At 64.9% G+C, this 14,353-nt stretch carries 10 protein-coding genes; 5 read left to right on the forward strand and 5 right to left on the reverse strand.

Annotation, left to right across the window (positions count from 1 at the left end; genetic code table 11):
• Positions 1–10 precede the first annotated feature (10 nt).
• The gene (locus tag KA354_06595; GenBank protein MBP7934300.1) at positions 11–250 is read right to left on the reverse strand and encodes a hypothetical protein; all 240 of its coding nucleotides are present in this window, start codon (positions 248–250) and stop codon (positions 11–13) included.
• Between the two features lie 269 nt (positions 251–519).
• Positions 520–1,260 (reverse strand): hypothetical protein, encoded by a 741-nt coding sequence (locus KA354_06600; GenBank protein ID MBP7934301.1) that lies wholly within the window; start codon positions 1,258–1,260, stop codon positions 520–522.
• Between the two features lie 207 nt (positions 1,261–1,467).
• Here KA354_06600 and panB point away from each other — a divergent pair, with 207 nt between their 5' ends.
• Together panB and KA354_06610 are read left to right on the forward strand one after the other, a co-directional pair.
• Positions 1,468–2,337 carry a 3-methyl-2-oxobutanoate hydroxymethyltransferase gene (panB, locus tag KA354_06605; protein ID MBP7934302.1) on the forward strand — a complete coding sequence of 290 codons (870 nt, stop codon included), beginning with the start codon at positions 1,468–1,470 and terminating at the stop codon, positions 2,335–2,337.
• On the forward strand, positions 2,334–3,263 hold the full coding sequence (locus KA354_06610; GenBank protein ID MBP7934303.1) for a glycosyltransferase family 2 protein: 930 nt from the start codon (positions 2,334–2,336) through the stop codon (positions 3,261–3,263). The genes panB and KA354_06610 overlap by 4 nt, the downstream gene beginning before the upstream one ends.
• An 89-nt stretch (positions 3,264–3,352) precedes the next feature.
• On the opposite strand, the gene KA354_06615 is transcribed toward KA354_06610, so the two are convergent.
• Positions 3,353–6,187: a hypothetical protein gene (locus tag KA354_06615; GenBank protein ID MBP7934304.1), complete on the reverse strand. Its 2,835-nt coding sequence runs from the start codon at positions 6,185–6,187 to the stop codon at positions 3,353–3,355.
• 210 nt (positions 6,188–6,397) lie between these two features.
• Here KA354_06615 and KA354_06620 point away from each other — a divergent pair, with 210 nt between their 5' ends.
• Positions 6,398–7,483, forward strand: coding sequence for a DUF4432 family protein (locus tag KA354_06620; GenBank protein ID MBP7934305.1), 1,086 nt, complete (start codon positions 6,398–6,400; stop codon positions 7,481–7,483).
• Between the two features lie 106 nt (positions 7,484–7,589).
• Here the strand turns inward: KA354_06620 and metK are convergent, their stop codons facing one another.
• Positions 7,590–8,819 carry a methionine adenosyltransferase gene (gene metK / locus KA354_06625; GenBank protein MBP7934306.1) on the reverse strand — a complete coding sequence of 410 codons (1,230 nt, stop codon included), beginning with the start codon at positions 8,817–8,819 and terminating at the stop codon, positions 7,590–7,592.
• Positions 8,820–9,049: 230 nt separating this feature from the next.
• Here metK and KA354_06630 point away from each other — a divergent pair, with 230 nt between their 5' ends.
• Positions 9,050–10,369, forward strand: a complete 1,320-nt coding sequence (locus KA354_06630) for a Gfo/Idh/MocA family oxidoreductase (protein MBP7934307.1) — start codon at positions 9,050–9,052, stop codon at positions 10,367–10,369.
• A gap of 15 nt (positions 10,370–10,384) precedes the next feature.
• Here KA354_06630 and KA354_06635 read toward each other — a convergent pair whose 3' ends face one another.
• Positions 10,385–12,841, reverse strand: coding sequence for a DUF1080 domain-containing protein (locus tag KA354_06635; protein MBP7934308.1), 2,457 nt, complete (start codon positions 12,839–12,841; stop codon positions 10,385–10,387).
• A gap of 319 nt (positions 12,842–13,160) precedes the next feature.
• Between KA354_06635 and KA354_06640 the strand changes: the two genes are divergently transcribed.
• Positions 13,161–14,267, forward strand: coding sequence for an HD domain-containing protein (locus tag KA354_06640; GenBank protein MBP7934309.1), 1,107 nt, complete (start codon positions 13,161–13,163; stop codon positions 14,265–14,267).
• Positions 14,268–14,353 lie beyond the last annotated feature (86 nt).

Below are 14,353 nucleotides of genomic sequence, written 5' to 3' on the forward strand. Positions count from 1 at the left end.
GGCGCCGGGGTTAGCAGAACCCTCCGGATATCGCGCTCATCAGGCTCGTGGTCACTGTGCTGCTGGTATTCGGCAACAGGGTCGTGAACCAGGCGGCGATCATCGCCTGGGCGAAGTCGCTCAAGCCGTTGACGACAGCCGTCTGCACGTCGGGATCGTTGCAGCCGACGGCGCCCACCACGAGCAGGATGGCGGTCCCGAAAGCCATAAGGCGACGACGTGACGATCGCTGTAAGTGGGAAAGCTTCATGCAAATCCTCCCGCGAGTAGCCGGGTGTTCATCCACACAGAGCGGCTGGGACCTGCAAGGGTCGGCCCGCCCATCCCTGCCCTATCATTATACCGACAGTCCGAACATCGGTTGATGCCGTCCGGGGAATGAGTTCCGAGACGTACCCCTACCCCTGCCTGGACGGGCGAAAACATGATACCATCGCCCGGGGCACGGGACCACTTGTTTTCGGTTCGGTCGTTACTTCAATCATTACAAGGCCTTACGTCATTCGAGCCGCCCCGGCGTCAGACCGCGATGCCGCTGGACTCAAGGAAGAGGATGCGCGAGCAGGTCTGGCACTGGTAGACCTTGTCGCCGGACTGCAGGGCGTTGACGATCTCGAGGGGGATGGACATGTTGCATCCATTGCACACGAACTCGGCCCGCTTGGGGTGGGTCTTGTGGAGGAGGGCCATGGCCTCGCCGTCGTGTTTCTCGCAGGTTTTCTCGAAGATCTGGAGGACACCCAAGGGGACGAGTGCGGCGGCTTCGGCGCGTTGACTCTCGAGTTCCTTGACCTCGGCGGCCAATTCGGCTTCGTTGGCTGCGGCGACGCGGGTCAGTTCGGCGACCTGGGCGTGCTCTTTCTCAAGCCTAGCTTTGAAGTCCCGTTCCTTCTTGCGTTCCTCGTCGACGCGGCCCATGACCGCGAGGACCTGATCCTCGATCTTGAGGCTGTCGGCCTTCTCCATGTTGAGCTGGGTCAACAGGGCGGCGTATTCTTTGTTTGACTTGGTGCGATTGAGGGCTTCCTTGAGCTTCTGGATGTGTTCTTCCTTGGCCTTGCGGTCGAGCTCGAACCGGTCGGCACCGGCCTGAGCCTGCTTGATGCTCTGATGGGTCTCGGCGATCTGCTGCTCCAGCTTGGAAACTCGCTTGCGGCAGACTTCAACGCTTCGGCGCTTGGAGAGGATCTTCTCATTGAGGTTGCGGAGTTGATTCTCGATGGTCTGCAGCCGAAGCAGTGCGTCCAGCGTGGCTCCCATATTCACATTTCCATGTCTTGGTCGGCGGACCAGCAGGTATCAGCTTGTCAACCGCGTTCCGATCGCCGCTCGGAGACGCCGCCCTGACAGTGCCCCGACACGGTCGATCGGATGCGCCCATGTCGAGCAAAGGGCAAGGAGTTATTATCCGCGTTCCGAGCACCGTTCGCAAGGCCGAATCGCTTGTGAACTCGCGAATTCCTCCTTATGCTGGACTGGATGAGCACGCCCGAGAAAATCACGGTGGGCACGCTGGCGGCGGCCAAGCGGGCCGGGCGCAAGTTCAGCGTCTTGACCTGCTATGACGCGGCATTCGCACGACTTATGGCCGCGTCCGGCGTTGAGGTTCTGCTCGTCGGCGACACCGCGGGGGAAGTGGTCCTGGGGTTGTCGAGCACCCGCGACGTACCGGCGGAGTTTCTGCTCGGCATCACCGCGGCGGTTCGTCGCGCCGCCCCGGGGGCGTTCGTGATGGCCGATCTCCCCTGGTTCTACCGCCAGGAGGACGTGACCGGCACGGTGGCCGGGTGCGGGCGCTTCGTCCGCGAAACCCAGGCTGACGCGGTTAAAGTCGAGGTTACAGGAAAGGACGCCGCCCTGGTCTCCGCGATCCGTGCCTCGGGCATACCGGTTGTGGCCCATCTGGGTCTGCTGCCGCAGTGGATCACCGGACGAGAGGGCTACCGGGCGTTCGGCCGCGACGCGAAGGAGGCTGCCCAACTGATCGAGGATGCCGCTCGTCTGGAAGCTGCTGGCGCTTCTCTCCTCCTCCTGGAGGCCGTGGCGAGCGAGGTGGCGGGCGAGATCACCGCCCGGGCGTCAGTGCCGGTGATCGGATGCGTGTCCGGCCCGCGCTGCGACGGGACAGTCGTGGTTCTGCACGACATGCTCGGACTGGGTGGAGGTCATCGGCCACGGGCGGTCAAGCAGTACCTGGATCTCTCCGCGGTCCTGTCGAAGGCGTTCCGAGACTACGTCGACGATATTCATGCGGGCCGGTTTCCGGTTGAGGCCGACGCGATCCACATGAGACCGGGCGAACTTGAGAAGCTTTCGGCACCTGCCGGAGGTCGCTGATGCCGAGGCTGTCGGTGGTCATCCCGTGCTACAACGAGGCCGAGAACGTGGCCGAGCTGTACCGGCAGCTCTGTGAGGTGGTCAGCTGCGTCAGCGGCGACGCCGAGTTCCTGTTTGTCGACGACGGAAGCCGGGATGGAACGCTGGCCCGGTTGCGCGGTCTGGCCGGGCGGGACGCGCGGGTGCGGGCGGTGAGCCTGTCGCGCAACTTCGGGCACCAGGCGGCCCTCTCGGCGGGGATCGACCATGCCCGGGGGGACGCAGTCGTGGTCATGGACGCCGACCTGCAACATCCGCCGGAGTTGATCCGCCGCTTCGTCGAGAAATGGGGCGAGGGCTACGACATCGTGTACGCCTACCGGGAGGGGGTCAAGCCGCGGCTGGGATACCGAATCATCAACCGGCTGATGAGGGTGCGAATTCCCCCCGAATCGGCCGACTTCCGGCTGATGGATCGCCGCGTCGTGGAGGCCTTCCGGCACATGCCGGAGCGGACCCGGTTCATCCGGGGCATGTTGAGTTGGCTGGGCTTCCGGCAGGCCGGCGTGGGATACCAGGACCGCGAGCGGTTTGCCGGTCAGCGGGCCTACACGCTGCACCAAACGGCCCGTATGGCCCTCAACGCGGTGCTGTCGTTCTCGATCATTCCGTTGCGGCTGGCGTCTTTGCTGGGTCTCGTGACGCTGCTGGCCGGGCTCGCGTACGCCGCTTACGTTCTATTCGCCTGGTGGAATGGCTGGGATCTGGCCCGCGGCTGGCCCGCCCTGATCATGACTATCCTGATCCTCGGCGGGGTCCAGCTCATCTGCCTGGGCATCATCGCGGAGTACATCGGGCGAGTGTTCGAAGAGGTGAAGCACCGGCCGCTGTACGTGGTCCGCGAGGAGGTCGGCGGTGGCAGCGAAACGGGACCCAGCGCCTCCTGACCCCGGACATGCCGGGTGAGGTCCCGGCCCTCTCCTGGCTTAGCTCAGTGTTCCGCGATGGGCCATGCCATATCGCCGATGACCAGCGGTCACTTGATCTCGTGGCGTTCCGGCGGCTGCATCGTCAACCGAACCCGCAACGGCAGGAGCAGACCGCCCGCACAGCCGACACGAGCCTGGTAATCACCCGCCCCGAGCATGTGTTCATCCGCCTCTTGCGGCAACGCCTGAGGTTCGTTCAGCGGCGGTCCGAAACGACGGATCGGCTCCCTGGGCCACTGCAACAGGTATTGGCCCTCCTCCAACTCCCCTTTCCATGTCCATCGACGGCCGGCGAGTTCAACCCAAGGGTCTTTGATCGTGCGTTTGTCAAGGACCGGCAGGGCCTTGATCCCCCCGATTCCGCACGACACGGTCTTCCGGCCGGGCAGACCGTTGTAGTACAAACCGAGGTAGCGGACCCGGCGGTAATCGATGGGATCCTGGGCCGGACGATCCAACTGCTGATAGCGCCACCCGTTGAAGTTGTTCTGAATGTAGTAGTCGGTCGCTCCTTTCTCGTCACGCAGTTGAATCTTGAACGCGCCCCCGTTGCCGTCACCGCGCAGCCAGAAGCCGATTCCCCTGTGCCGCGTCAGATCCAGCGGTGGATCAAATCGCCGGCCGATGTAGGACCAGCCATCCGCACCGCTCCGATCGCTCACCGCCGTGTAAACCGCGCAGCTCGAACCCCCGGGGACTTCCTCGCCGCCCAGTTCAAGCTTCTGCGTCACCTGCTGCAGCGTGGCCCGCTCGCCCGGCTCATACGGCTCGAGGCTCGCGAAGCGTTCCAGCGTCACCGCCTCGGGCGCGGAATAGGCCGGCCCAGCTTCGAGCCAAGGGCCGGAGAGAGCCTGGATCTGAAAACCGCAACGCGTTTCCGATTGGCCGCTGCGGACGTTCCAGACGTTCTCCTTTCCATCGACTCGAGACACGTCTCGCCAAGGTTCATAGACGACGCGCTGAAACACCTGCCCCTGCGGCGTATCGAGCAGTCGATACTCCCGCCGCCTCCCAAGCCGGGCCAGCCGCTGTGCCGGTTCCATCTTCACCGCCAGCGCTGGATCGACGCGCAGCCGCTGCCGCATCTCCGGTGAGACTCGGCCGGAAAGCCGCAACTTCTCGTACCGCGCGATGAGATCGAGAATGTCCGCGGTGAACGGATGCCGGGCCGCCGCGTCCACCGAAACCTGGAACGACATCGAGGCGCCGTAACCGATCGTGGCTCCCAGCACGTACTCGAATTGATCGATCGTGGCCATCGGGTCGTAACCGTAGTACCAGCCGATGTCCAACGGCATGCCGTCCCGGGCGAACGAATCGAACCAACTGGACCGCTCGTCGAGATAGCCCTTGATGTCCCCGTGCCCGTCGGCCGAGGCGGAACGGGCCAGCAGGTGCCAGGAGTAGTGGCTGAAGCTGCTGGCCTGGAGCAGCACGTTCTTGTTGCTCAGCTTCTCATAAATGGTCTTGTGCAACAGGGCGTTGTAGTACCAATGATCGCCCTGCAGTCGCTCCGAGCCGTCGAAATACAGCATCTCCGCGTTGACAGTATTAGCCACTTTTGCGAAGTTGTCAGCGATCTCCCCGAGGATGCTCGTGTCCATATCGTAAAGGAAGTAGCCATAGGCTTTGCGTACGTGGGCCACTCGATCGCCCCGGGAATGACCCACGGCCCTCGTGCCGAGGTAGCCTCGCCGGCACTGCTCGAATCCCCATGGCGCCTGCATGCGGCGGGCCCCGTACCAGACCAGCTCGTTGCCAATCTGCAGCACGGACCCCGGCCCTTCATAACCGCCGTCCTCGTTCGGAAAGTCCCCCGGTACCGCCGTGACCGGGACGAAGGCCGCGTTCTCGTCGATGTCGACGGCCAGCGTGCCGAAGGCGTCTCGAACCAGCCGCGGGTCCGGAATCGGGGTCAGGTACGCATCGGGCGGGTAGATGGAAGCGGCCAGGAGATGCAGTCCCACGCGGAAGCCGGCCTCACGAAAGCGGTGGATCGTTCGTCGCAAGCCTTCAACGCCGTCCGGAAAGTGCTTCCGATTGACCTGGTAGTGGCCGGTTGTCTCGCACCAGGATTCCTGGCCGAGCAGAATCATGTGAAAACCGCCCCGTCGGGCGAGGACCAGAGCCCGGTCAAACTGGGACTCGTCGAAGCTGGTCAGAAACAGATAAGAGCGATCGATCCAGGGGGAGCGTTTGTTCCATTCATTGCCTGGCCGTGGCGTGGGCAGGCCGGCAGCCGCTTCAAGCCGCTGCAGGGTCTCGGTCCATTGCGACGTCGGGCAGACCACGATCGCCGCACCCGCGGGCTCAATGCCGTGGCGATCGTAAGTCTCGGCGATCAACGCCAGCGACGAGGCGGCTTTCGACGGGCGGGATTCGGAACGGTTGGCGCGGGCGGCCAACTGGCCGGGTTCCGCGTGAACGTTAGGATCCATGGCCAACACCGCGACCGTCCACTCGCCCACGTCTGCGGCGTTCAGCGTGTGGGCCACGCGGGCACCGTCCGGCACCGGCAGCCCAGCCGTCCGGAGCCGCTTGACCGACCGGTCGCAGGACAGCTTGGTCAGCCGAAGCAGCACGAATCCCGAATGCCGGGCCACAGACCATTCCGCCGAGGCCCCGTCTTCAAACAAGGCGATCAGCCGATCGCCCTGCCAGGACAGAGCCCGCGGAAACTGCTCACCCCGGTCCGTCTCGATCATCATCATCGGTTGGCTTCCGGTCAGACCGGTGTCCCGTTCACCAAGGAACAGGCCGGCGACATAGCCGTGCTCGTCGAGTACCAGACGCCCTGTTCCCAGATCCAGGGTGACCTCCGCCAAGGCTGACTGAAGCCACAGAAGACTGACCGCAGCCGTGATGAGCACTCTCGTCCGCATGGTCCGCCTCTCCCGTGACACCTCGTCCGGCCACACCGCCACGGCAAGCCATTGTATCATCACTCCTTCGGCGAACCTCAGTTTCCGCCTGTTCGAAGGGTGCGGCCGGGGGGCGGGAGCCACGCGGCAGCGTTTTGACAGCCGCCGGACTCGGCCGCACAATGACCCGCACTGGACGCATCATTCAACCCTTCAAGGAAGGAGCACGCCATGAGCAAGACACAAGCCGGCCGAAACCCGTTCGCGAATGCACCGGTTGAGAACCCCTCTCAGCTCGGCGGCATCGAGACCTCCGTACTGGACAACGGCCCCGGGCGCGGCGTGCGCATCGCCTGGGTGAACACCGGTACCGGCCTGCGATACAAGGTCGTCATCGACCGCGGGCTGGACATCGCCGACGCCGAGTTCTGCGGGCAGTCGCTGACCTGGCATTCCCTGACCGGCACGACGGCCCCGTCGCACAGCTACAACCACTGGATGGAGTGGCTGCGCGGCTTCTACGGCGGCCTGATGGTGAGTTGCGGACCGCTGAATACCGGCGGGCCGTTCGTCGAGGACAAAGAGACCTACGGCCTCCATGGGACGCACTCCCACACCTGCGCGATCGTCGAGTCGATCATCAATCCCGACCCCGCCCGCGGGCAGTTCGACATGAGCATGACCGCCCTGGTTCGTACGGCCCGCGTCTTCGGCCCCAACGTCGAGCTGCGCCGGACGATGAGTAGCACGCTGGGCGAGTCGGCCATCCGCGTTCGCGACGAATTCACCAATCGTGGCAACCAACCGGTCCCGCACGCCTGGCTGCTGCACATCAACTTCGGCTATCCGCTGCTGGAGCCCGGTGCCAGCGTTTACTGCTACAGGGGCAAGATCACGCCCCGCGGCGACAGCGTGGACTGGTTCACGAAGCGCAAGGACTTCCGCTCCGCGCCCGCTCCGCAGGCAGCCCACCGCGGCACCGGCGAGGTCTTCACTTACATCGACCCGCAGGCCGACGCGAAGGGCTTGGTCTGCTGCGGGCTGGTCAACCGGAAGCGCGGGCTGGGCGTCAAGGTCGAGTACCCGCGCAGTGACTACGCCCGACTGGGCAACTGGCAGCACTGGGGGCCGAACGGCTCGTACACCGGGGCCCTCGAGCCGATGACCGCCGGCGTCGAAGGCCGGCCGGTCGACCGCCAGCGCGGCTGGTTCAGGACGCTGGAGCCCGGCGAGACGGCCATCCACCGCTGCACGATCACGGCCACCACGGCCAGGGCTGACTTGGCGGCGCTGCTGAGGCTGAATGGGGGAAGGTAGCGGGCAGCCGGCGGGAGTCCACGCATCGTGGCCGACCTGGACGAGAATGGGCCTGTCAAGGCCGGCGAGATACCGATGCCACGGAGGCGGTGGGGCACCCTCCCGGTCACTTGATCCACCGGGCAGCCGCACTCTTCAACTTGGCCGCCAAATCGGTCTTCTCCCAGGTGAACCCGGGCAGATTCCGCCCGAAGTGCCCGTTGCGGGCGGTCTCGCGGTAGATCGGGCGCTTGAGCCTCAGGTGCTTGATGATGCCCTGTGGCGTCAGCGGGAACAGGTCGCGAATCAGGCCGGCGATCTTCACATCGTCGATCAGGCCAGTACCGAAGGTGTCCACGTGGACGCTGACCGGCTCGGCCACGCCAATGGCATAGGCAAGTTGGATCTCGCATTCCCGGGCCAGTCGGGCAGCGACCACGTTCTTGGCAATGTAGCGACCCATGTAGGCCGCGGATCGGTCAACCTTGCTCGGGTCCTTGCCACTGAAGGCTCCGCCGCCGTGACGGCCGCGACCGCCGTAGGTATCCACGATGATCTTGCGGCCGGTCACGCCGGAATCGCCGTGCGGGCCGCCGACCACGAACCGGCCGGTGGGATTGATGTGGAACTTGATGCCGCTGCGCCAGAGGTCCGGTCGCTCCTTGACCACGACGGGCTTGACGATCTTGTTGACAATCTGCTGGCGGGCGGCCTTGGACATGTTGCCGCTGCGATCGACAACATCCTCGGTGTGCTGTGTCGAAACGACAATGGTGTCGATCTGGCTGGGCAGATTGTTGACATACTTGACGGTGACCTGGCTCTTGCTGTCCGGGCGAAGCCACTTGATTTCGCCCTGTTCGCGGGCCTCGGTGAGGCGTTCGACGAGGCGGTGGGCGAGATGGATGGGCAGGGGCATGAGGGCCTTGGTCTCGCGGCAGGCGAAGCCGAACATGAGTCCCTGGTCGCCGGCGCCCTGTTCTCTGTGCAGGCCCTGGCCCTTGGTGACGCCCTGGCTGATATCGGGCGACTGGGCGTGCAGGGCGCGAACCACCGCGCAGCTGCGATAATCGAAGCCGGTGCTGGCATCGTCGTAGCCGATCTCGCGAACCGTCTCGCGGGCGGTGGCCTCGGCGTTCGCCAGGGCCATGGCCGCGGCGGCGTTGTGAGGGGTCACCTCGCCGGCCATGACGATGAGGCCGGTGGTCACCAGGGTCTCCACCGCCACGCGCGCGTCGGGGTCGTGCTGGAGCAGGCTGTCCAGCACCGCATCCGAGATCTGGTCGCAGACCTTGTCCGGGTGACCCTGGGAAACCGACTCCGATGTGAACAGATAGGAACCGTTGCGCTTGGCCATCGCTATGCGCTTGCCTTTCAGTATGGACAGAATCTCCATCCCCGTGCTGTGCAGGGGCCCACGTCAGCGATGCAATGATAAGGCGGCGAACGCAACGTGACAAGGCGGTGGCGCGCCAGCATCGGCCGACAGTGAAGTCCGGGAGTCTCTCGTGGTATACTACAAGCCGCCGTCCCGGCCCCAGAGGCGGCGTGTGGGGCGGCGAGTCAACCGGTCCAAGGGGCCACAACATGAGCGATGCCAAGCGTATCTCGCGGCGAGAAGTGTTGACGGGTGGGGCGGCGGTTGCGGCCGGCGCGATCGGCTTCCCGACGATCATCCCTTCGCATGTCCTGGCGGCGCCGGGCCGGGAAGGAGCGAACGACCGCATCGGCATCGGGATTATCGGCCCCGGCCGGCAGGGCTCGGCCGTTCTGGCGGACGCCGCGAAACGGGGTCGCGTGGTCGCGGTGGCGGACGTCAACCTACCGAGGGCTCAGGCCTGCGCCAGCAAGCACAACGCCAAGGCCTTCCAGGATTACCGCAAGATGCTCGAGCTCAAGGAGGTGGATGCGGTGATCGTGGCGACGCCCGACCACTGGCGGGTGCTGTGCTGCATTCACGCGGCCCAGGCAGGCAAGGACATGTACGCGGAGAAGTGCCTCACGCTGACGATTCGTGAAGGCCGCGTGCTGGTCGATGCGATCCGCAAGTACAAGCGTGTGTTCCAGACCGGCAGCCAGCAGCGGTCGATGGCCGCCAACCGGCTGGGCTGCGAGCTGGTGCGTAACGGGCACATCGGCAAGGTACACACGGTCATTGGCGCCAACTACCCCAGTCCGTGGGAGTGTGCCATGCGGGCCAAGCCGATCCTGGAGGGTCTGGACTGGGACACGTGGTGCGGGCCGGTCGAGCCGGTGCCATTCCACAACGACCTCTATGCCCCTCGGGCGAACCCCGGCTGGCTCTCATTCCGACAGTTCAGCGGCGGAGAGATGACCGGCTGGGGCAGCCACGGGCTGGATCAGATCCAATGGGCGCTGGGAATGGACGAGTCGGGACCGGTCGAAGTGTGGGTGGAGGGACCGAAGTTTGACCCGCCAACTTACACCGATGCGGGTCCGCGGGCGGTGGGCGAGGCTCGCTGCAAGCAGCCGATGATCTTCTACCGGTACGAGAACGGCACGGTCGTCAGGCTGGACAACGGCCCCGAGGGTGGTGCGGTTTTCATCGGCGACAGGGGCAAGATCACCATCGACCGGGCCAAGGTCAAATCCGACCCGGTCGAGATCGTGAAGGAGCCGGCGAAGGAGAACGAGCTCCATCTCTATCGCAGCGACGACCACATGCGCAACTGGTTTGAGTGCATGAAGTCGAGGAGGCCGTGCGTGGCCGATGTCGAGACCGGCCATCGGAGCTCCACCGTGTGCCATCTGGGTAATATCGCTCGCTGGCTCAACCGGAAGCTCAAGTGGGATCCGGCCAGGGAAACGTTCGCCGGCGACGAAGAGGCCAATGCCTACCTGGACCGCAAGCGGCGCCAAGGGTACGAGCTTCCCGAGAAGGTCTAGCTGGTTGAGCTTCTCTCAGTTAAAGCGTATCACTGTAAACGACCGCGGCGCGAACGTGTAGCGCCCATCGTGGTGAGTCCAGGGACTCTGGGCAGGGACGATACTCCGCGTGCTCGCCGCGGTGTTGACGGCGTCCAGGGGTCCGGCCAGGACCTCCACGGCCGCGGCCGGCTGGGCAGGCGTGAATCCGCTCCAGCGCAGGGCGGTCGGCACGGGCTGATCGCCGGGATTGACCACCTGGATAACTAGCGTCTTGCCGTCCGCGCTGCGCTTCGCACTGACATCGAGTACCTCGCCGGGACTGTGCACTTCGCTCGCGACCAGCATGGGCTGGTAATTGCGGGAAATCATTCGGGTTACGTATCCCGGCGGCTGCAGCCAGACCTGAGAGGGGTTCAGGAAGAGCAGGCCCTGGTTCCAGCCGTTGTCGTTCTGACCGTCGGGCTGGAGGCAGTTGGCCGACGTGGCGATGGGAATCCGGCCGTCGCGCTCGATGGCGTTGATGGCCATCGCGTTGGCGAGTGCTCGGCGTTGCGAGTGGTTGCCGGCGTTGAACTCAAAAATCACGACCCGATGCTTGGCTCCATCGGCGATGCGAGCCAAGGCATCAATGTAGGAAATGGTCCCCCCCCAGTCGGGCCGCGGGCCTTCCGTGCTGATGTGGACGTCGAACCACACCTCGCGGTTGTGCTGCTTGGCGAGCCGCAGGATCTTCTGCTGGGTTGCCAAGGTGGTGATGCCGCCGGCCGCACCCGTGATGTGGAACGGATCGACGATTGGGTGGCCGTAGCAGAAGTCCCCCACAACGAGAATGATGTCCGGATCCTTGGCCCAGATCGCCTCGGCCATGGGTCTGAACTTCTCCCAGTAGTCTTCGTTGACTTTCTCTTCGTTGCCGAGCTGGAGGTATCTCAGGCGGTACGGAGCGGGATGGCCGTCGGCGGCGCGCTTGCCGCCCCACTCGCTGTCAGCCGGGCCGTTGACGTACTCGATGAAATCGGCCATGTCCTGCGGCGTCTCGCCCATGTTCACGTCGGGGATGCCCAGGAAACCGGCCGCCTCGCAGAAGTTCAGGAAGTCAGGGATGCCCCAACCGTTGGAGGAATGCGGATACCAGAAGCCCTGATACGGTGGCCGGTGGTCGCGAGGGCCGATCATCTTCTTCCAGCGATACTCGGCGTGGTTGACCATACCCCCCCCCTGCCGGAGGACGGTAATGCCCTGGTCGATGAGGCCCTCGGCGACATCCTTGCGTGTAGGCAGATTCTTGAATCGGCCCCAGGGACCGGGTTGCAGCAAGGCGTAGCCCACGACCACGGACCCCGGCTGCTTGAGTTTGAGTGCGAACCGTCCGGTCTTCTCGGTCGCGGCGGGTGTCAGCCCGAACTCGATCTTCTGCCACTTGTCGCTCGCGACCATCGCTCTCGCTTCCGCATGGACACGGTCGCCCTCCCGGCTTTCCAGGGCTACGGACAACTCCGCCGGCTTGGCCGCACGCGCCCACACCCAACCCTCGTACGGCTTGCCCGCAACAAAGGACATGCCCCAGCGGTTGAGGCCCTGGTTCTCGATGCCGATTTCGCCATCGCCTCCGGTCAGGGTGATTCGCTGGCTCTGGCGTCCAAGGAAGGCTTCGCGGGGCTCGAGGGCGAACCCGCCGGTCGCCGTGCCGCGTCGCATGGCTCGCCACATGCCGCTGACGTTGTCGCGCCAGGCATCTTCGGCGACGCGCTCAAACGGCAAGTTCCGAGCTTGCCCATCCAGGGTAACCGCGAGGCTGCGGAATCTCGCCTCGCGCTGCCAGGTTCGCAGGCCCACCGCCCCGCTTTCCAGCGGGTAGTCGTTGTCGTCGTATCGCATGACCTCCTTGCCGTCGACCAGCACTTCCAGGCGCTGCTTCACCATGCGTACGGCGAGCGTGACCCACTGATTAACCGGCACCTCGCAGGGCACCCTGCCGATGGGTTCCCAGTTCTGCCGGTGGCGACCAAGGACCAGCTGTCCCGAAGATTCGAGGGAGATCTCGTAGCCGGTGAACTTGTCCGCGCCGTTGCCGGGGCTGCGTACCTTGACGATCAATCCTGCGTTGCCGTCCCTCGAGTCGGGGAGGAGCACCTGGATTCTGACCTCGCCGTCGGCCAAGGCGGGGACGTCGGCGATGAGCTTGGGCCCGTCGCCGCCCGCGGCGTGCAGTTCACCGCCGTCTGGCTGCCAGCGGCCGCCGTACGCTCTGAAACCCCGTAACTCTGGAGAGGGTGAAGCTTCCTGGAAGCTCTCACCGAAGACCATCTGGCTGTCGATTCCGCCGTAGATCTCGTGATTGACGTCCTCGATGCATGCACCGGTCAGGTAGCGCGACACGCGATGTCGAACCTGGTCGGCATGGATGGTGATGGCCGCTTCCTGGGCCGGGGCCACCGCCGCGAGAGCGCCCACTGCCGCCGCCCAGACGAAGGTCCTTCGGGGTGTCATGTTGACGTGTCTCCTTGTGGTAGGGTGATCCGTCCTGTCCGTCTGCCGGAAGACGGCCACCTTCTCCATGGTACGCCTACAAAAGGCGGTGTCGATGAGTTTCCACCGCCGGAAATTGAGATTCTTTGTCCGTCCAGCGGCTTCCGCCCACACGGCGGCCTTGGGGAACAGTGTGTTTCCGCCGACCTCCGCGGGCTTCTCGACCATCGTCCTTGGCGCCTCGGTCGGCCGCTCGTAGAATAAGGCTGGCCGCTCGGGAAACGTGGCCAAGGCTAGCGCTCGCATCGACGGCCTTCGGTATATCGAGCGCACGCAACCGATGTCCGACAACCGTCTCCGGCGTCACATCGCCATCGTGGCTGCTCGGCTCATGTACGAGCGGTCCGAGAAAGAGTACTTCACCGCCAAGCGCAAGGCCGCGGCACAGCTGGGCGTGAACTTCGTCCGCCATCCGCAGGAGCTGCCCTCCAACCGTGAGATCCGCGACCAGGTCCAGATCATGGCCCGGATGATCGAGGGCGACAACCGGCTGCGCAAGCTGCAGGATATGCGGGTCACGGCCCTGCGGCTCATGAGGCTGCTGGCCGCGTTCAATCCCCGGCTGATCGGCAGCACGCTCACCGGGCACATCCGCAAGGGCTCGGATATCGATATCCACGTATTTAGCAACGAGACAGGGGCGATCACGGACGTGCTGGACACTTACGGCCACGAGTACGAGGTCGAGCACAAGCGGGTGATCAAGCACAACAACGAGCGGATGTTCACCCACATTCACGTAGCGGGCATTTACACCTCCGAGCTCACCATTTACACCCGCGATCTGGCGAACTACACGTTCAAGAGCTCGATTACCGGGACGGCCATCGAGCGGGCGTCTATCGCGGAGCTCGAACAGCTCATCGCCCGTGAGCATCCGGGTGCCGACACCAGCGAGGAAGCGGAAACGATCGGGGCGGTCGATCCGCTGCTCATCTGGTCGCTGCTGCTCGCGCCCCTGGAGGGCGTCGGGCAGGACCCGCGTCATCATCCCGAGGGCGACGCCCTGTACCATTCGCTGCAGGCCTTTAAGCTGGCCCGCGAGGAGGTGCCGTACGACCAGGAGCTGATCACCGCCGCCCTGCTGCACGACGTGGGCAAGGCCATTGACCCGCACGACCACGTGTCCGCAGGGCTGGAGGCGCTCGAGGGCACGTTGACCGAGCGCGAGGAGTATCTCATTGGCCATCACATGGCGGCGCTGGAGTACGGCGATCCTACCCTTGGGGCCAGGGCCCGGGCCGCGCTCGAAGCCTCCGAGTGGTTCGACGATCTCATGACGCTGCGCGACGTCGACGACCGAGCTCGTCGCACCGGGGTAGAGGTGTGTACCGTCGAGGAGGCCCTGGCGTTCCTCAAGACGATGGATGAGGAGAGCCGCATGTAGCTCACCGCGCAGAGCCCTCCAGAGATGATGATCGCCGCATGCCACCGTCGTCTACCCAGACGCCACACCATGCAGTGAGGGTCGTA

The sequence above is a fragment of the Phycisphaerae bacterium genome (genome assembly GCA_018003015.1).
Taxonomy (GTDB): domain Bacteria; phylum Planctomycetota; class Phycisphaerae; order UBA1845; family PWPN01; genus JAGNEZ01.

Coding starts and splice junctions, on each gene's coding strand:
- KA354_06620 (MBP7934305.1), top strand. CDS start 6,398: ATGAGCAAGACACAAGCCGGCCGAAACCCGTTCGCGAATGCACCGGTT.
- KA354_06630 (MBP7934307.1), top strand. CDS start 9,050: ATGAGCGATGCCAAGCGTATCTCGCGGCGAGAAGTGTTGACGGGTGGG.
- KA354_06615 (MBP7934304.1), bottom strand. CDS start 6,187: ATGCGGACGAGAGTGCTCATCACGGCTGCGGTCAGTCTTCTGTGGCTT.
- panB (MBP7934302.1), top strand. CDS start 1,468: ATGCTGGACTGGATGAGCACGCCCGAGAAAATCACGGTGGGCACGCTG.
- KA354_06640 (MBP7934309.1), top strand. CDS start 13,161: ATGTCCGACAACCGTCTCCGGCGTCACATCGCCATCGTGGCTGCTCGG.
- KA354_06600 (MBP7934301.1), bottom strand. CDS start 1,260: ATGGGAGCCACGCTGGACGCACTGCTTCGGCTGCAGACCATCGAGAAT.
- KA354_06595 (MBP7934300.1), bottom strand. CDS start 250: ATGAAGCTTTCCCACTTACAGCGATCGTCACGTCGTCGCCTTATGGCT.
- metK (MBP7934306.1), bottom strand. CDS start 8,819: ATGGCCAAGCGCAACGGTTCCTATCTGTTCACATCGGAGTCGGTTTCC.
- KA354_06635 (MBP7934308.1), bottom strand. CDS start 12,841: ATGACACCCCGAAGGACCTTCGTCTGGGCGGCGGCAGTGGGCGCTCTC.